At 39.8% G+C, this 18,436-nt stretch carries 19 protein-coding genes; 7 read left to right on the top strand and 12 right to left on the bottom strand.

The features are described from left to right. Window positions 1-61 precede the first annotated feature (61 nt). Window positions 62-1,552 (top strand): succinate CoA transferase, encoded by a 1,491-nt coding sequence (locus I6J02_RS03895; RefSeq protein ID WP_201680540.1) that lies wholly within the window; start codon window positions 62-64, stop codon window positions 1,550-1,552. Window positions 1,553-1,577: 25 nt separating this feature from the next. Here I6J02_RS03895 and gldG read toward each other — a convergent pair whose 3' ends face one another. The 8 genes from gldG to I6J02_RS03855 all read right to left on the bottom strand — a co-directional run bounded on the left by gldG (window position 1,578) and on the right by I6J02_RS03855 (window position 9,857). Beyond that, on the bottom strand, window positions 1,578-3,998 hold the full coding sequence (gene gldG / locus I6J02_RS03890) for a gliding motility-associated ABC transporter substrate-binding protein GldG (RefSeq protein WP_201680539.1): 2,421 nt from the start codon (window positions 3,996-3,998) through the stop codon (window positions 1,578-1,580). A gap of 99 nt (window positions 3,999-4,097) precedes the next feature. After that, the gene (locus I6J02_RS03885) at window positions 4,098-4,676 is read right to left on the bottom strand and encodes a hypothetical protein (protein WP_201680538.1); all 579 of its coding nucleotides are present in this window, start codon (window positions 4,674-4,676) and stop codon (window positions 4,098-4,100) included. A 67-nt stretch (window positions 4,677-4,743) separates the two neighbouring features. Then, window positions 4,744-5,451 carry an ATP-binding cassette domain-containing protein gene (locus I6J02_RS03880; RefSeq protein ID WP_201680537.1) on the bottom strand — a complete coding sequence of 236 codons (708 nt, stop codon included), beginning with the start codon at window positions 5,449-5,451 and terminating at the stop codon, window positions 4,744-4,746. Between the two features lie 9 nt (window positions 5,452-5,460). Continuing rightward, the gene (locus I6J02_RS03875) at window positions 5,461-6,405 is read right to left on the bottom strand and encodes a glycerophosphodiester phosphodiesterase family protein (protein ID WP_201680536.1); all 945 of its coding nucleotides are present in this window, start codon (window positions 6,403-6,405) and stop codon (window positions 5,461-5,463) included. After that, on the bottom strand, window positions 6,402-6,935 hold the full coding sequence (locus tag I6J02_RS03870) for a shikimate kinase (protein ID WP_201680535.1): 534 nt from the start codon (window positions 6,933-6,935) through the stop codon (window positions 6,402-6,404). The genes I6J02_RS03875 and I6J02_RS03870 overlap by 4 nt, the downstream gene beginning before the upstream one ends. Continuing rightward, the gene (locus I6J02_RS03865) at window positions 6,935-8,134 is read right to left on the bottom strand and encodes a BT_3928 family protein (protein ID WP_201680534.1); all 1,200 of its coding nucleotides are present in this window, start codon (window positions 8,132-8,134) and stop codon (window positions 6,935-6,937) included. Before I6J02_RS03865 ends, I6J02_RS03870 begins: the two co-directional genes overlap by 1 nt. 7 nt (window positions 8,135-8,141) lie before the next feature. Then, window positions 8,142-8,687, bottom strand: a complete 546-nt coding sequence (locus I6J02_RS03860; RefSeq protein WP_201680533.1) for a DUF1599 domain-containing protein — start codon at window positions 8,685-8,687, stop codon at window positions 8,142-8,144. Window positions 8,688-8,840: 153 nt separating this feature from the next. Then, entirely contained in the window at window positions 8,841-9,857 is a 1,017-nt protein-coding gene (locus I6J02_RS03855) for a hypothetical protein (protein ID WP_201680532.1), read from the bottom strand. Between the two features lie 189 nt (window positions 9,858-10,046). On the opposite strand from I6J02_RS03855, the gene I6J02_RS03850 reads away from it, so the two are divergent. From I6J02_RS03850 to cysM, 4 genes are all read left to right on the top strand, one after another. After that, window positions 10,047-10,844, top strand: coding sequence for a HipA family kinase (locus I6J02_RS03850; RefSeq protein WP_201680531.1), 798 nt, complete (start codon window positions 10,047-10,049; stop codon window positions 10,842-10,844). Continuing rightward, complete coding sequence (locus I6J02_RS03845) at window positions 10,828-11,205, top strand: DUF3037 domain-containing protein (protein ID WP_201680530.1); 378 nt, start codon at window positions 10,828-10,830, stop codon at window positions 11,203-11,205. Before I6J02_RS03850 ends, I6J02_RS03845 begins: the two co-directional genes overlap by 17 nt. A gap of 63 nt (window positions 11,206-11,268) precedes the next feature. Next, on the top strand, window positions 11,269-12,096 hold the full coding sequence (locus I6J02_RS03840) for a serine O-acetyltransferase (RefSeq protein ID WP_201680529.1): 828 nt from the start codon (window positions 11,269-11,271) through the stop codon (window positions 12,094-12,096). Between the two features lie 2 nt (window positions 12,097-12,098). Beyond that, entirely contained in the window at window positions 12,099-12,971 is an 873-nt protein-coding gene (gene cysM, locus I6J02_RS03835) for a cysteine synthase CysM (RefSeq protein ID WP_201680528.1), read from the top strand. Between the two features lie 56 nt (window positions 12,972-13,027). Here the strand turns inward: cysM and I6J02_RS03830 are convergent, their stop codons facing one another. From I6J02_RS03830 to I6J02_RS03815, 4 genes are all read right to left on the bottom strand, one after another. After that, window positions 13,028-13,717: a hypothetical protein gene (locus I6J02_RS03830; RefSeq protein WP_201680527.1), complete on the bottom strand. Its 690-nt coding sequence runs from the start codon at window positions 13,715-13,717 to the stop codon at window positions 13,028-13,030. Window positions 13,718-13,806: 89 nt separating this feature from the next. Next, window positions 13,807-14,097 (bottom strand): hypothetical protein, encoded by a 291-nt coding sequence (locus tag I6J02_RS03825; protein WP_201680526.1) that lies wholly within the window; start codon window positions 14,095-14,097, stop codon window positions 13,807-13,809. An 82-nt stretch (window positions 14,098-14,179) separates the two neighbouring features. Beyond that, a complete protein-coding gene (locus I6J02_RS03820; RefSeq protein ID WP_002992655.1) occupies window positions 14,180-14,359 on the bottom strand; it encodes a hypothetical protein in 180 nt (59 codons plus the stop codon). A 125-nt stretch (window positions 14,360-14,484) separates the two neighbouring features. After that, window positions 14,485-16,623: a S46 family peptidase gene (locus tag I6J02_RS03815; protein WP_201680525.1), complete on the bottom strand. Its 2,139-nt coding sequence runs from the start codon at window positions 16,621-16,623 to the stop codon at window positions 14,485-14,487. 217 nt (window positions 16,624-16,840) lie between these two features. On the opposite strand from I6J02_RS03815, the gene I6J02_RS03810 reads away from it, so the two are divergent. Both I6J02_RS03810 and I6J02_RS03805 read left to right on the top strand, forming a co-directional pair. Further along, window positions 16,841-18,193, top strand: a complete 1,353-nt coding sequence (locus tag I6J02_RS03810) for a DEAD/DEAH box helicase (protein ID WP_201680524.1) — start codon at window positions 16,841-16,843, stop codon at window positions 18,191-18,193. Then, window positions 18,193-18,435, top strand: coding sequence for a hypothetical protein (locus I6J02_RS03805; RefSeq protein ID WP_002992664.1), 243 nt, complete (start codon window positions 18,193-18,195; stop codon window positions 18,433-18,435). Before I6J02_RS03810 ends, I6J02_RS03805 begins: the two co-directional genes overlap by 1 nt. The last annotated feature ends 1 nt before the right edge of the window (window position 18,436 follow it).

Genomic DNA, 18,436 nt, shown 5'->3' with positions numbered 1-18,436 from the left:
ATATTGTCTGTGCTCGTTATGAGTGTGTTGTAAATGAGGTTTCATAAGTTTTTTTATAAATATGACAGAGGAAAGAATTCGGTTAGAAAGTCTTAAAGATAAAGTAGTCAGTGCTGCTGAAGCGGCTCTTCTCTTCGAAGATAATATGGTTGTGGGCTCCAGTGGTTTTACAAAAGCCGGAGATAGTAAATTGGTTTTACCTGCCTTGGCAGAACGGGCACGGAAGGAGAAAATAAAGATTACATTAATGACCGGAGCTTCACTTGGTCATGATACTGACGGAAAGCTGGCTGAAGCCGGTGCATTGAAGAAAAGAATGCCTTTTCAGGTGGACCGTGTATTACGTAAAAAAATAAATGATGGGGAAGTGCTGTTTATTGATCAGCATTTGAGCGAAAGTGCTGAGCTTTTACATAATAAAAATCTTCCTCCTGTTGATATTGCTGTTCTTGAAGTTGCTTATATAGATCGTGACGGAAGTCTTGTTCCTACTACATCGGTAGGTAATTCTGCTACATTTGCCGCTTTGGCGAATAAAGTTATTCTGGAAATTAATACGGCTGTTCCATTGGATGTATTGGGTATTCATGACATCTATCAGGCAGAGGATTATCCATATCGTAATGTGATTCCGATTGTAGCTCCCTGGAATAAAATCGGAAGAAAGACAATTCCGATTAATCCGGATAAAATCGCTGCGATTGTATTTACAGATATTGTAGATAGTCCGGCAGATATTGCCGAACCTGATGCGAAGACTACAGCTATTGCCAATCATATTATGGCATTCTTTGAAAATGAAGTAAAGTTAGGTCATTTGACTGATCGTTTACTTCCTTTACAGGCAGGTATAGGCAAAGTGGCAAATGCTGTATTAACTGGATTTAAAGATAGTAATTTTTACGACCTGACGATGTTTTCTGAGGTATTGCAGGATAGTGCTTTTGATCTTATTGATTCCGGTAAATTATCATTTGCTTCAGCTTCTTCTATTACTGTTTCCAAGGAATGTTATAGCAGGGTATTTGATAACCTGCAGAAATACAGAGACCGGATTGTACTGAGACCACAGAATATTTCCAATACACCGGGGTTGATTCGTCGTCTTGGAGTAATAGCAATCAATACCGCAATAGAGTTTGATATCTATGGTAATGTCAACTCTACACATATCAGCGGCACAAAGATAATGAATGGTATTGGCGGTTCCGGGGACTTTGCACGTAATGCCTTCCTTAGTATTTTTGTGACACAGGCAGCTTCAAAAGAGAACGCAATTTCTCATGTATTGCCAATGGTATCGCATGTAGACCATACAGAACATGACGTCGATATTCTGGTTACCGATATAGGTCTTGCAGATTTAAGAGGATTAGCCCCGCGTGAACGGGCACAGGTTATTATAGACAATTGTGTACATCCGGATTTCAGAGCGGAATTGCAGTCTTACTTTGACCGTGCAAAGGAACGAGGAGGTCACACACCTCACTTGCTGGAAGAAGCCTTCAGCTGGCATATTCGTCTTAGCGAAAAGGGTACGATGAAAAAATAATAATGAACTAAATATAGAGCCGTCACTACACCCTAGGGACGGCTTTTTTTGTGTACTTTCTTTTCCGTAACAGTTGTTGAAGGAATCCAGCCAAAAACAGAATGACAACAGGTAACACAACGTTTATAAACTGCCATTGCAACTTATCTTTTCGCACAAGTGCCTGATCCAGCATGCGCAATTTGACCTCCCTGTTTCTTAGAGATATCAGAGAGGTATCATTCAATAAATAGTCCACTGCATTTTCCAGGAAAGTTTTATTGGCGAACTGCTGATTGGTATAGCGATCCCATCCCAATGGAAAAGGAGATTGATCCGATGCATTGACCTGATTGATGAGCCAGTCTCCGTCTGCTATAGCCAGCATTTTTGCAGGTTTAGATACAGAAGATAAATCTACAGGATTTTGAATCCCTGCCGGAGCCGGACGATTTTCAAAAATATAAGGAAATTTTCCCTGCAGTAATATGGCTACCGTAGCTGGTTTGCTTTTGAAGCGCGCAGGGTCTGGTTGTTTTTCTACCATTTGCAATGATATCGTGGCCGGGGTGCTGAGTATACGAGTAAAAGGAGAGGATTGAAGTATAATTTCTTTTTTAATGCCTTTTGCTTCAATAGTATCTATAGTTCCTGTGAATTCGGTACGTATTCCGTCCAGGTTTTTAACAATAGGATTTGTGGATACCGGCATGAGAATAGGATAAAATAGCCAGGGAGCGAGCTCTATTTGAGATTGTCCGCCAACATTGCCTACACTGATCGGAATCTGTCCGCAGTTCATATCTGCTACCAGGTTATAATTAAAACGTAAGCCATAGAGGAAGAGCTGATCGTCCAGATTGAGCTGTCGTCCTATGATAGGCTGTTCTCCTGTTGCTCTAAGTTGATCCAGACTAGCATCTATCTGATCGATTGCCCATATAACATTTCCACCGTTTCTTATAAAATAATCGATCTTGTATTTGTCACTTTCCGAAAATGCTTTAACCGGTTTGGCAATAATCATGATATCCAGCTTTTTCAGGCCTTCATAATCGAGGGAGTCCAGGAGGATACGTCCAACCTCATTCCCGTTCATAAGTGAGTGCATGGCATCATACAATTGCAGGTCCGTCGCTTCCCCATGTCCTTCTGTAAATCCTATATATGGAAAGTCCTTCTTTGTAACTTTAGTAATAGCGGATATAAAGGCATATTCCAGATTTTGAATAGAATTATTAAGAATTTGTTCCGGACTTGCGCTGCTTCTGTTCTGCAGGAGATTGAGCGCGATTTCCCGGTCCGCTGTAGAAATAATAGCACCAGGAAAAATCATTTTTTGATTGAATCCTGATTCTGATTTTACACTGAGATTGGTGGGATATAATCCTCTTCCGACTAACGCCTGCGTAAATTCCTGCTGTTCCGCAGGCGTACCGGTCAATGGATTTAATATATTGAATTTAATCTTGCCATTAGAGTATGAGCGTAAATCTGATGCCATATCTATCGCTGCTTTTTTTAACCGGTCAAATCCACTGGGCAATTCTCCATCAAGAAAAATGGTAATGTATATGTCTTTGTCTAGTTTTTGGACAATGTTTTTAGATGTATCATTCAGGGTAAACCGCTTGTCTTCTGTAAAATCAATACGGTCAGACCATGAATTCATAAGTCCTGAATTGAGAAGAATAACAATAGCTATGGTCGCTCCGTAGTAGGTAAAAGTCTTCTTTCTGGGGTTGAACTGACGACGGAGATGCCCTACGGTCAGTACTAAAAAGAACAGAGGTACAGAAATGAAATACAGTAAATCAGATATCGTAAGTACGCCGCGGCTGATCGCCAGGTAATGTTCCTGAAACCCGATGTTTTTGACAAATGTCTCATAAGAAGTAAGGATACTTAACTGACTAATGGCATCGAAACCATAAAACATTATGAAACTACAGAAGACGGCCAGTAAAAAGGAAACAATTGCATTTTTTGAAAGGGAGGAACAAAAGAGTCCTATAGCAACAAATCCAATTCCTAATAGTAATAATCCGATATAGGAGCCAATAGTCGCACCGATATCTATATTGCCGGCTGGGTTTGCTAAGAAGTAAATGGAAATTGAATAGATAATGGTAGGTACAATTGCTAATGTGGTAATAGTAGTACCACCTAAAAATTTACCAAAAACAATTTGCCTTACTGTAACCGGACGACTCAACAGGAGATCATATGTTCCTTCCGCTTTTTCTCCGGCAATAGCCCGCATGGTAATGGCCGGTATGAGAAAGATAAAGAGGTAAGGTGTAAGGGAGAAAAAACCTTCAAGGGAAGCATATCCATTGTCTAAAATACTGGTTTCCGGGAATACCCAAAACAATAAACCGGTAATTAAGAGAAATAAGCCTATGGCAAGATATCCGATAAGTGCATTGAAATACGAGGATACCTCTTTTTTATAAATACTAAGCAAAATGTCTTGTTTTTTGCTTCGAAAATAGCAAATAGAAGGCGGTAAAACAAGAAAGTACCGGCTGATCAGCCGGTACTTTATTAATGGATTAAGTTAAAACTATCTTTTTCCCGGAAGATAGATCTGGAAACCTACACCAAAACCAAGACCTGTAGATTTATCTGCACCGCTCACATTTGCTTTGGAGTAATTGTATCCAAATGTTGCTTCCAAAGCCACAGTTTGTGTAATAAAGTGTGCATACCCTACGTTCGCTCCTGCTGTAAATGTTGCACCATCTCCTAATGAACTTCCAGCAATACCAACAGAACCCTGACCAAAGAAGCGGCCTGTAGAACTAGCTCCCTCCGGGAAGTAGTATCTTACGAATGGAGCAATACCATATCTCCAATCGTTTTCTCCATCTTTTATTGTAGTCAGTCCCAACATCCCCTCAGCACCAATAGCAATACCGTCAGATACAAAGTATCCTGCACGGGGATTAAGTGCTGCATTGAAAGATTTGCCTTCAAAACTATATCCTAAACTTCCGATAGAACCACCAACCATCCAGTTACCTGTCTGAATCGGTCTCATACCTACATCTGCTGATGTCTGAGGTTTAGTTTCGATTTTTTGAGCTTGAGTAACACCAACTGTTCCCAACAAAAGAATAAAAGGTAAAAATAATTTTTTCATGTTTTCCTGTATTTATTGATATTCAATATAGTAATAACAGTCAAACAGAAAGAAAGTTTTAGGAATTTTATTTAGTTATTTGAACAAAAATATCTTCCATTGTTAAGCCAGGGTATTTTGTGTCTGATTCTTTTAATGCAAAATTTTCCATGACTTTTCCTTTTTTTAGGATAATGACAGCATCGCAAATCGCTTCCACTTCCTGCATGATATGGGTGGAGAACAGGACGGTTTTTTCTTTTCCCAGTGTTTTAATCAGACTTCTGATTTCGAGAATCTGATTAGGGTCTAATCCGGTCGTAGGCTCGTCCAGAATGAGCACCTGGGGATCGTGGATAATAGCCATTGCTAATCCCACACGTTGTCTGTATCCTTTGGAGAGTTGTTGTACTTTTTTGTGTTGTTCGCTTTCCAGACCGGTAAGGTAGATAACCTCTTCTATTCGCTGTGATTTATTTGCGATCTGATGTACTCCTGCTTCGAAAGCAAGGATCTCCCGGACATACATTTCTCCATATAAAGGATTGTTCTCCGGGAGGTAGCCAATTAATTTTTTGATCTCCCTGTGAGCATTTTCTAAATTAAGTCCATTGATGATCACAGAACCGGAATCAGCCGGAATCAGTCCTGTCATAATTTTCATCGTGGTTGATTTTCCTGCCCCGTTGGGTCCCAGAAAACCAACTATAGTATTGGCCGATACATCAAACGAAATTTCGTCTAAGGCCTTTTGCTGATGGTACGTTTTGGTAATTTGCCTGAGTACAATAGACATGTGTGGTTCTTAATTGATAAACGGAGATTTTATTCCTCTTTTCAAGATGTAATATTTCAGGGATTTTCCTGCCTCTAATGGTCTGTCTGTGCTTAATATATCAGCACCTCTATCTACGTATTCAGCATATACCTGATTGCCATTTGCTTTAGCCTGTTTGTCCAGGTTACCCATAGTGCCGAGGATAATGGGTATCCCATGTCCATGGAGAAGATCAACCAGACCTTTGTCAGCTTCTCTCGTTCCTACAAAAGCCACTAATCTGTTGTCTGGTATATCCCTGTCATTAAGACGTAATAGGTCTCCGGAGTTGCGGATAGAGGCTGAAATCATAAGATCCGGAGCCAGACTGAATATACGGTCGGCCTGATTGGGATTATAGGTAATAATAATGACATGCGCTTCTGCTCTGGTCTTACGGATAGCATTAATAACCAGACTGTAAGGTGTTTCCTGTTTTACATCAAGGGTGTAGATTACTTTGCCTATTCCCCATGCCAATGCTTCTTCTAAAGTTGGAATGCGATATAAGGTCAACTTTCCATTGTTGTCCTTGAGTTTAAGTTTTTTTAGTTCAGCAAGGGTATGATCACTTACTTTGCCAGTACCATTAGTTGTACGGTCCAGTTTGTCGTCATGCATCAGTACCAAAGCAGAATCTTTAGTCAGTCTTACATCACATTCAATAATGGAAGGCTGTTTGCTGGCGATATAATCGAATGTTTCTATAGCATTTTCAGGATATCCCGGATATGGCCCGCCTCGATGAGCACTGACAAGCGGATATCTTTTTTCATCATAAGTCAGAAACTGATATAAATCATCTACGGATTTGAATTTAAAAACGGTGCCCTGAGTAAGGGATGGCTTATTAGAGGAAGCCATTTCTATACAACTGCTGATCGTTGTCAGCAGGATAAACCCGAGTAGAAGTATCCGTATTCTTTTATTCATATAGTAGGACTATTTTCTTTATTGTGCGTATTTATCAGGCGAATGATTTCATCCAGATCACGATCCAGTTTTTCGAAGATAATATGAGCCTGATTATAAAACGGCTCCCGTTCTTCCAGTTTAGATTCAATAAACTGATAGAGCTCTTCTCCCTTTAACCCGAGCAAAATCGGTCTTTTCTTAACATCTGATTTGGATAGCCTGTCCCAGAGCGCTTTCGGTGTCATTTTCAGGTACAGAGAAATTCCTCTTTCATTGATCCAACTCATATTGTCATGGAAACAAGGTGTTCCTCCTCCTGTAGAAATGATACCGGATACTCCTTCCTGCTTTTGCAGAAATTCGCGTTCCAGATTTCGGAAAGCTTCTTCACTGTTTGTTTCAAAATACTGAGCAATCGGCATACCAATATATTTTACTATCTCTTCGTCAAGGTCGATAAACGGTACATTCATTTTATTGGCAAGCTTTTTACCGATAGTTGTTTTACCGCTTCCCATATAACCGATTAAAAAAACGGGCGTATTCATTATTTATCTTCCTTGAAATATTTTTTTTCTAACTTTTCGACAGACGGGAAGTTATTGTGTGACCATTTGTTGATCACGGTTCCATTTTGTAAAAGCAGCACTCCCGGATTAGATCTTACCATGCTTTTAAGCGGTACTTGATCTGCGTAAAAAATCTCAAAGATCAGATCCATATGTTCACTCAGATAATCAGCATCTGTTGATGAACTCGCTGTCAGTAAAACTGCTCTAAGATTATAGTCCTCTGCAATTTGTTTGACGGTCTGATTGATCTGACCCAAAGCTTCCAGTTCGCCTTTTCCCATTTTAGTCAGGTCTTTACTAACAACCACAAAGTTGTAGTAGGGATTGCTGATAATTTCCTGTGTTTTGTCATTTCCGTCTACATCAGTTATCATCAGATCCGGAATCGGGATAGCGTATCCTTTTTTGATAAGTTTACTTTTAGGATCTCCTACAATTTCCCAATCGCTGTCCTCCCATATTTTTTCAGACATATAAACTTTGTCTGTAACATCCTTTGTTTCTCCCGTTTTTACATTTTTCATGGCATATATTGTCTCATATACGTCTCCTTCTTTACCTTCCGGTAAGACCATAAGAGAGGGGATATTATTGCCTTTTTTGTAAGGAAGAAAATCAATAAAAGGGAGGTAATGTGTTGTGTATATTCCTATGCCCATGGAGATGACGACCACAGCTGTAGTCAGCAGGTTACTGGTGAAAGGGTCTGCAATTATAGGTTTTATTTGTTTGCGATAGATAAAGATAATCAGAATGAGTGCCAGTAGAACAAGGTCTTTAGAAAAAGACTGCCATGGAGTCAAAGGAATAGCATCCCCAAAACATCCGCAGGATGTTACTACCTCAAAAAAAGCAGAGTAGAAGGTAAGAAAAGTAAAGAAAATAATAAGAATCAGTAATCCCCAGGCTACTTTACGGCCATGGAAACCTAACAGTAACAGAGCCCCGAAAATAATTTCCAATCCACAGATCAGAATAGCCAGGTAAGTGCTGTAATCATTCAGAAAATTCATGTTGAATACATGAAAATATTCTTCCAGTTTATATCCGAATCCAGTCGGGTCATTGGCTTTTATCAAACCCGAAAAGATAAAAAGCAGTCCAGTGAGGATTCTTGAAAATCCTAGCAGATAGTTTGTCTTTTGTTTAGCAGGTTGAATGTAGGTACTTTGCATATCTGGTTTATTTTTGTGCTGCCAAACCCATTTTTATCAAGGCGAATACGGCATAATTTAACATATCTTGATAGTTGGCGTTGATTCCTTCGGAAACGATAGTTTGCCCACCGTTGTCTTCGATCTGTTTGACGCGGTGTATTTTCATCAGAATCAGATCTGTAAGTGATGAAATCCGCATATCACGCCAGGCTTCCCCATAGTCGTGATTTTTGGCTAGCATCAAATCTCTGGTCTGTTCTACTTTTTCATTATATTTTTGGTTCACAAATGCCGGATCCAGATTTTCCTCTCCGTCTTCACCCAGTTCGATCTGCAGCATAGCAATTACACAGTAATTAATAATACCTACATACTCTTCGGCAATACCCTCTCCAACTTTGGAGACTTGTTTTACTTCTAATGTACGGATTCTTTGAGCTTTAATATAAATTTGGTCGGTGATAGAGGATAGCCGCATGATGCGCCATGCTGTACCATAATCTTTTGTTTTCCTGATAAAAAGGTTTTGACAATGCTCGATAACACTGTTATATTCTTGAATCGTATCCATGAACGGTGATTGTATGCTCTTAATAATTTGTTGATTAGCAAATATAAGTAGAATAAGTAAAATTTGGGGATAAAGCAGGGACCGGCTTTGTAATTATAGCATCATATTCCCCGAAAATATAATGCTATAAAACCAGTACAGTAATATTTTTGACTACCAGCGGACCAATTCTCCGATACGATAAGTCAATACACCTGTTTCGGGGTCATACTTGTCTGTGGAGAGTACAGGCATAGGCATTTTGATTTGATCCTGATCCGGATGGTGCGTGCGGTTGTGATATGTTTTAATTTCTTTAGGAATAAATACTTTCCCGTTGACGGTCAGATTGCTGAGGGTCATGTCGATGACCGGAATGTCTTTGTAGTAGATGAAGTTGTCTCCTAAATGTCTGTCAGGAATTCCAAAATCAAAGTATTTATGATATTGTTCTGTAAAATAAACGATTGTTTTGTCCATTCGGATTTTTTTACCCGGAAAGGCCAATGCACCTATAGTGTCTATACGTTGCGTCTGCAGATTTTCGACCGTATAAGTTACCCAGGAATGCTCTACATCTCCCCAGGAGAAATATAAATCCTTGGGGGTGAAATCGGAAGCTACACTTTTTCCTTTCTCGTATTTTGTTTTTGTAAGCTTTAATCTATATTTCCCTTTATTCCAGTTTAGTTTATTGCGCACACTTATAAAATCACCCTCACCATCACTGCTGTTGTAATATCCGGGAGAATTTGTCGCCTCTTTGCTGCGTTCGTACCAGCGAGAGAAGATTCCTCCACGTCCGATTTGCTGATACTTATTATCTTTGACACTATAACCATCCGAATGGGTCTGGATACCTCCATACACAGGCATACCATTTAACTGAATATTGAATGGAGATATATAGAATGCATATTCGTCCGGAATATCATTGAGAACCTCTACATCTATACTGAAAGATTGAAAATCCGTTATAGTGCTGTCTAATTGTACAAAAGAATTGGTAAAATGAAGAGGAGGGAGAATGACACTATCCGGGTAATTGTGTGTGTTCCTCATTTTTTTCTCTGTTTCTTTATGGAGGTCACTGTTTTCATATTTTTTCTTCAGCTCTTCTTTAGATTGAGCACTGACCACACTAACTGAAAGACTGAATAATAATAGGAAGGCATAATTTATGGATTTCATACAGATCTGTTTATTACCTCTAAAGTACGGATTTTTACAATCGATGAAGAGGGGCAAGGGACAAATCTGCAGAATTCTTACTACGCTTATGTTTTATTTTTATGATATTTACAAAATAAGCCTTTTGCACTTACTTCCTGCTGGAAATGCGTGTAAATAGGAGGCCGTTTATTACATAAGTGATTGCAGATGAATATTAAAGAATTGGATATCCGTGAAGTAAACATTATCCGATATGTACAACCTTTCCGGGAAGGAGGATCTTTACCGGCTCTTGTAGATGCAGATGACGGATTTAGTTATGTTATCAAGTTTCGCGGAGCGGGGCAGGGGCGTAAAGCTTTGATTGCTGAATTGATAGGGGGCGAACTTGCACGGGTACTGGGACTTCGTGTTCCTGAGATTGTGTTTGCTGAGCTGGATGATTCTTTCGGTCGTACAGAACCTGATGAAGAGATACAGGATCTCCTCAAATTCAGTGTTGGTAAGAATCTGGGTTTACATTTTCTGAACGGAGCTATTACCTTTGATGCTAATGTAGATCATATAGGTGCTGAAGAAGCATCAAAAATCGTTTGGCTGGATGCGTTGCTGATGAATGTAGATCGTACGGTAAAGAATACGAATATGCTGATCTGGCACAAAGAACTATGGCTGATTGATCATGGTGCTTCGCTGTATTTTCATCATAGCTGGGACAATTGGGAGGAACAATCCGTGAAACCTTTTGTTCAGATTAAGGATCATGTATTGTTGAAATATGCTTCGGAGGTAAAGAAGACTGACGAGATGTACAAACCTTTATTTACGGAGGAAATCATCCGTAAAGTGTTATCTGTTGTGCCGGATGAATGGCTGCAGGATGAAGTAAGAGAGTTGAGTGCAGAGGATGCCCGTTCAGTCTATATTCAGTTTTTATGTAACAGGCTGGCACATTCAGAATTGTTTGTTAATCAAATTATAGAAGCACGTGAAGAACGTATTTGAATATGCTGTAGTGAGACTCGTGCCTAGAGTGGAGAGAGAAGAGTTTATCAATGTCGGTGTGATATTGTATTGTAAGAGAATGCGCTATTCCGGATTTTTATGGCAATTGAATGACGATAAATGCAGTGTATTGTGCAGAGATTTGGATGTTGACATGATTCGCCAGCACTTACATTCATTCGAACAGATCTGTAATGGTTCAAATGATGGGGGTAAACTGGCTGAATTAGATCAGGCGGAGCGGTTTCGTTGGCTAACCGCCCGGCGCAGTACACTTATACAGTGCTCGCCTGTACATCCGGGCTTAACGGAGAATCCTGCAGATACACTTCAGGACCTTTTTGAAAAACTAGTAATCTGAGACAGCATGGAAGATATTCGCATTGATAATGGGAAATAACTGACTTGCTCAAAAAAATAAAATATGTCTGCTGATAAAAATATGGAAAGCTTCTATGACCATTTGTATGCAAAGCAACTGGAAGTACAGGATATGCCTTCTAATAAACGAATAGCCCAATGGGCTATGAATCTTTTACATTTGCTCTTTCCGGAGCGGAACTCGAATAGTTACCAGTCTGTAGAAGAGATCAGAGTTGCTTTTCAGCAATCTGAAAATGAACTTTTTGATCTTCTGATCCGTACAAAGGCTTGTTCACAATGTGATAATCAGGAGATTTCACGTGTGTTTTTTACCTGTTTGCCCGGGCTCTATGAAATTATGCTAACGGATGCACGATCTATATTAGCCGGAGACCCTGCTGCGAAAAGCATTCGTGAGGTGATACGTACATACCCCGGATTTATGGCGATCAGTGTGTTCCGGTTGGCAAACCAGCTGCATAAGCAAGGAGTGCCTTTGATCCCGCGGATTCTTACTGAGTATGCACATTCCAAGACTGGCATAGATATTCATCCGGGTGCGACGATCGGGCAATATCTGTATATCGATCATGGTACGGGATTAGTAATCGGGGAGACCAGTGTGATAGGAGATCATGTTAAATTGTATCAAGGTGTTACTCTGGGCGCTTTAAGTGTAGAAAAAAACATGGCTAATCTGAAGCGTCATCCGACAATAGAGGATCATGTGATCATTTATTCCGGAGCAACAATTCTGGGGGGTGAGACTGTTATCGGGCATCATTCTATTATTGGAGGTAACGTATGGCTGACTTCCAGTACAGATCCCTACACAACAGTCTACCATCAGGCTAATTCTAAATTTATTGACGCTAAACCACTTACATAATTATGGGAAATATAATAGATACCATAGGAAATACACCTTTGGTCGAGATTACTAAGTTTCATAACAATCCAAAGGTGAAAATCTACGCCAAAATGGAGGGAAATAATCCGGCCGGATCCGTTAAAGACAGGGCTGCATTGAATATGATCCGCTCGGCTCTGGAACGGGGTGAGATTACGAAGGAATCCAAACTTATAGAGGCGACCAGTGGTAATACTGGTATTGCATTAGCGATGATTGCAGGTATGTATGGCTTAAGCCTGGAATTGGTAATGCCCAGCACGTCTACACGTGAACGAACACTCACAATGGAGGCCTTTGGAGCTAAAGTGACACTTCTGGAATCTATGGAGATTTGCAGGGATTATGCGGAAGATAAAGCTGCTTCAGGTGAGTATTTTATTCTAAATCAATTTGCAAATCCTGATAATTATAAAGCACATATCAAGACAACCGGACCAGAGATATGGCGAGATACAGAAGGAAAGATTACCCATTTTGTGAGTGCGATGGGAACGACGGGCACCATTATGGGGAATTCAATGTTTCTGAAAGAGAAAAATGCTGATATCCAGATTGTAGGCTGTCAGCCTACGGAGGAATCTTCTATTCCCGGTATTCGCAGGTGGCCTCAGGAATATCTGCCTAAAATATTTGATGCGTCCCGTGTGGACCGGGTTATTGATATTTCACAGGCTGAATCTACACAGATGTCCCGTGAACTTGTAAAAAGAGAAGGAATATTTGCAGGAATGAGTACAGGCGGTGCGTTTGCTGCTGCACTCAAAGTCGCAAATGAACTTGAGGAAGGTGTAATTGTATTTATTGCCTGTGATCGTGGAGACCGGTATCTGAGCTCTGACCTGTTCGGATAAAATAAAATGACATTGTATCCAAAAGCGCTGTCCGTTTACCGGACAGCGCTTTTGGTTTATTGCGATTCTCTGCTCCAGATCTCAAAGATCGGATCACCCTTTGAGCTTTTACCGCTGTGATGCCAGTCATTACCTTTTAACTCTCCCCGGAAGCTAAGGGTGGCGCCCACACGGCTATTATCCCTGGAGAAAAATAGCAGTTTTTCTGTGTATTGGTTATTCTGAAAAGAGTAGTTGCCTCCTCCGGTTCCGTAGAATCCTTTTTGAGCAGGATTGATAGCGATCCACTGAAAATAACCATCTACCAATATTTTAATGGTTTTGCGGTCACCTCTTTTAATGCTGTTGATATTTTCTCCTTCTTTTCTACCCGTGATTCGCCATAAACCGTCCAGATTCTGTGCTTTTCCTGCTGCTTTTGTATAGGTATGTTCATTCAGCGTTAATGTATTTCCGGCCATTTTTGATTTGAATAACTGCTTACTACCAACTTTATCAGGATCCTGAGAATTAAATTCTACTAATACCTGTATTCCCTGAGTATCAGCCTGAATAGGTCCTCCCCAGGTGTAAACAAAATTATTTTCACTGAATTGAGTATAGGTACAATATTGATCTTTAAATAACCAGAGTTCTGTAGTTCCATCCTTTGATGAAAGATAAGCTCCTTCTAAAGACGGTTGCTGAGCAGATACAGGTGACAGGCTATATAGCGCAATGATAAGAGTAAAAAGCAAGGTTTTCATGACGTATAGTTATTGGTTATCCATTACTATACGAATGAAGATATACTTTTGTTTGCAGGAAAGATAAGGTTACAATAGAATGGAGTCCGTTATCTGCCGTTGTACAGATCGAACAAATGTTCCCATTCTGCTGACAGAGATGAGGAGAAAACAGGTTGTTTTGCTTTGTTATACCAATAGCCGGCATTCCATTTGTCTCCTTCTTTGCGGTGAAGATAAGCATGTATATGTGCGGATACCGGGTCGTGTAACTGATCTATAAGATCATGTGCGGTCTGCCAGTCTCCTTTAGCATCATACCACAGCGACTGAAGGTGAACCGAAAAATCTGCGGGTGGTTTAGGATGCAAAAGCGATGCATCAAATGTAGCACGTTCCATAGAATTAAATTAGACAAACTCATTTAAAATAAAAAATCCTTACCCGTAAAGGATAAGGATTTTCTATCTCCGAAAATTGAAATTATTTTCCGTCGTTTTTCTTAGCAGTAACTTCGTTACGGATGTCTTGCGCTAAAGTTTTGATTTCTTGTAAACCTTTACGTACACGCGTACCTGCAGCAGCGTTTCCGTTGTTGAAAAATTTGTCCGCATCTGCTTCGATTGAAGCTACCAGCTCTTTTAATTTAGTGTAGTTTTCCATTTTTAATTAATATAATTATAGTTTTCTTTAATTAATCCTCAAACGATGTTATAAATATACAAAAAGCAATGAAAGCATAAATATTTTTTCATCTTTTTTTGCTGAAAAAAGTTATTTAATAGCAGTTATTCTACAATTTTCAGTTCTTCAATAATATTTGTAGCTCCAGCAAACTTATCAATGATAAATAATACATAACGGATATCTACAGATATTGTACGTTGTAGTTTTGGATCGAAGATCACATCTCCGGCCATTGCCTCAATGTTACCATCAAAAGCCAGGCCAATTAATTCTCCATTGCCGTTAATTACAGGAGATCCTGAATTTCCTCCGGTAATATCGTTGTTGCTCAGGAAATTAACAGGCATATATCCTTTTTTGTCTGCATAGCGACCAAAGTCTTTTGCATTGTAAAGATCAATGAGACGTTGCGGAAGGTCAAATTCTTCGTCTCCTTTTTTGTACTTTGCAATAGTTCCTTTTAGGGTCGTGTAGTAATTTTCCGCTGCATCATTTTTTGCATTTGGAGGAAGGGCCATTATCGAACCATATGTCAAACGTAAAGTACTGTTCGCATCAGGATAATATTTTCCTTTTGGATTTGATTCCAGTACACCGGCGATGTATTTGCGGTGTGCGGCCTGGAATTTTCCTTCGGCTTCTTCCTGACCAGGCAATACTTCACGGTATTTGGTCATTAAAGCTGAAGAAATAAGGAACAACGGATCTTGTGCTACAGCTGCAGCATCAGGGTTGGCAAGAAAAGCATTTACTTTTTCAGATGAAGCGAAGATACTTGTTGCAAATGCCTGCTCTACATCCTTATGGAAATCTCCGCCATTTTTGCTTGCTAACGTTGCAATGTAAGGAGCAATAGCACCACCTTTCTTAGCATACAGATTAAGCTCTTGTGTCAATACTTCTATTTCCAAAGGCTGATATAGTTTTTCATACGAATCCTGAATGAAAGCATTTAGCTTAGGAAGCATCTCTGATCTTTTTGCTTCATTTTCTTTTGCATATTGAGCAAGACCTCCACCCAGATTCGCCGGAAGTGCAGCGAAAGTTGAAGAGCGGATCATACCGGTAAGGTAATTGTCATGTCTTGCTTTTTCATTAGTAGCTGCGTAATAATCGTTGATGGTTTTGATAACATCACCATACTTTGCTTTGTTGGCAGCTTTGTTAGCCCATTTGTTGAATTTAGCTTCTTCTACTGCTTTTGTGGCAGCTGTCTTATGGAAGGTTAATGCATCGATCATACCCTGGCGGTTTTTCCAGTAGTTGGCAACACCTGAGTACTTGGAAGCATAGTTAATTTTTACTTCCTGATCCCGATCCATATATTTTTTCATAGCATCCAGACCTGTTTTTGAAGATTCAACCCACGCCGGATAAGCAAATTTTACATTCTGCTCAATACCTGCTGAAGGCATCCATCTGTTTGTACGGCCGGGATATCCCAGAATCATAGCAAAATCGTTATCCTTAAAGCCTTTCAGACTGACAGGAAGAAAGTGTTTTGGCTTCAATGGAACATTCTCTTTGGAATACTGTGCCGGGTTGCCGTCTTTGTCTCCGTATACACGGAAGATAGAAAAATCTCCGGTATGGCGTGGCCATTCCCAGTTGTCTGTATCACCTCCGAATTTACCGATGCTGTTTGGAGGCGTACCTACAAGGCGAACATCTGTATAATCCTGATAAACGAAGTAGTAATACTCATTTCCATTGTAGAAAGATCTTACAGATACTACATACTTACCGCCTTCGCTGTTTTCTGTCTGGATTTTAGCAATCTCCTGATTAATGATTTTCTCACGTTCCTTTTCGGTCATTTTATCATTTACAAGACCAAGAATACGCTTTGATACATCGTCCATACGTACGAAAAAACGTACAAATAAGGATTTTGGTTTTAATTCTTCCGCTTTTGTTTTAGCCCAGAATCCGTTTGTTAAGTGGTCATTCTCCGGTGTAGACAATTCGGCGATAGCACCATATCCACAGTGGTGATTGGTAAACACCAGACCTTGATTGGACACGATCTCTGCTGTACATCCTCCGTTGAATTGTACAATCGCATCTTTAAGACTGGAATTGTTAATGCTGTAAATTTCTTCAGCTGTTAATTTTAAGCCTTTTTTCTGCATATCTGCCATATTTAGACGCTTGATGTGCATTAAAAACCACATCCCCTCGTCGGCAAATGAGCTTAGACTTACTGCAAATAGCAGTACGAAAATCCATAATTTTTTCATATCAACCTTTTAAGTTCTTTTATATCTAGGACAAAGTTGCTTTAAAATAGGTTTAAATCAAAATCTGAGGGTTGCATAATCAGAAAAAGATGAGTTTTATGTCATCCCTCAAATCGTTCGCCGTAACCTCTGTCAGGCTTGTATGGCATAGTGTCTCCGGTCAAATCTGATGGTAATGTGACCTTTTCATATAAATGCTTTTCGCTATCTTTGCCAAATGCAAAACTCTTTTGAAGATTTCAAGTTCAATAAACAGATCCTCAATGCTATCTCAGAAGCTGGCTATTCCGTTCCGACGGAGATACAGCAGAAGGCTATTACCCCTGTTCTGGCAGGGCAGGATATTATGGGGATAGCGCAGACGGGAACGGGTAAAACAGCCGCGTTCGTGTTGCCTATGTTGATGAAGCTGAAATATGCGCAAGGTAAGGATATGCGTGCGCTTATCTTATCTCCTACGCGGGAGTTGGCCATGCAGATCGAAGAACATATACAATTGTTTTCAAAATATCTTGATCTGCGTACTGTAGTACTGTATGGTGGCCTGGGACCTAAAACGCAAATTGAAAACCTGGAAAAAGGGGTCGATATTATTGTAGCTACTCCGGGTAGATTTCTAGATCTTTATCTGGAAGGACATATCAATGTGAAGTCTCTGAAATTTCTGGTTATGGATGAGGCCGATAAAATGATGGATATGGGTTTTATTTCTAAAATCCACCGTATACTGGAAGTCGTTCCCCGGAAAAGACAAAATCTGTTGTTTTCTGCAACAATGAGTGAACTTGTGCGCAAAATTGCAGGAGATTTTCTGGCCTTTCCTACAGTAATCGAAGTTACGGAACAGGCTACTCCGGCTAAGACAGTACAGCAGGCTGTCTATAAGGTGCCTAATCAAAAAACAAAACTCAATCTCTTACAGCATCTTCTGAAGGATGATGAATCTTTTCACCGTCTTATTGTATTCTGTAAAACAAAGACTGTAGCAGATAATGTATTTCATTTTCTGGAACGTAAATATGGTACAGAGCAGGTGAGAGTTATTCATGCCAATAAGGGTCAGAATACACGTATCAACTCGATCAATGCATTTAAAGAAGGTAATATCAGGATTCTGGTTGCTACGGATGTAGCTGCACGTGGTCTGGATGTTTCTAATGTGAGTCATGTGATCAATTTTGAAGTACCAATAGTTATTGAAGATTATGTGCATCGTATTGGACGTACCGGGCGTGCATTCAATGAAGGAGATGCAATCACGTTCAGTAATCCTGCCGAAGAATATTATGTAAGGAAGATCGAAAAACTTATCCGTCAATCGATTCCGGTTCTTGAAATCCCGGAAGAAGTTTTTGTTGAAAAAACAGGTTTTGAGGAACGTCAGGCTATAGCTCGTGAAATTGATAATCAGAAGAAAAAAGATGATCCTGATTTCAAAGGAGCTTTTCATGAGAAAAAATATATGCTTAATGGAGGTGGAAAACCTAAGCCTGTAAAGAAAGCAGGAACAAAGAAGACAACGGGAACAGGAAAAAAGAAGAAGGGAAAAGCTTTCAAGCCTAGTAAATAATGGGACTGAAACTAACACCGTTAAATATCACGCTGGCCTGTATTCTGGTTTGGTTTTTTAGTGAACTGGGACACCCGGAAACAGCGATGATCTCTATTCCCTGGTTAGGGGTGCTGGTTGTTGTATTGGCTGTTGTGGATCTTTTATTCAGAGTGTGGATAAAGGATCTGAAACGTGTGTGGATGTTTGAAATAGGATTTATTTTGGTGGTAGGTATTGTCACCGTATTGATAAGAATATAAA

Origin of the sequence: Sphingobacterium spiritivorum (genome assembly GCF_016725325.1) — a bacterium.
Lineage (GTDB): Bacteria > Bacteroidota > Bacteroidia > Sphingobacteriales > Sphingobacteriaceae > Sphingobacterium.
This window is presented reverse-complemented; position numbering and strand designations above follow the sequence as displayed.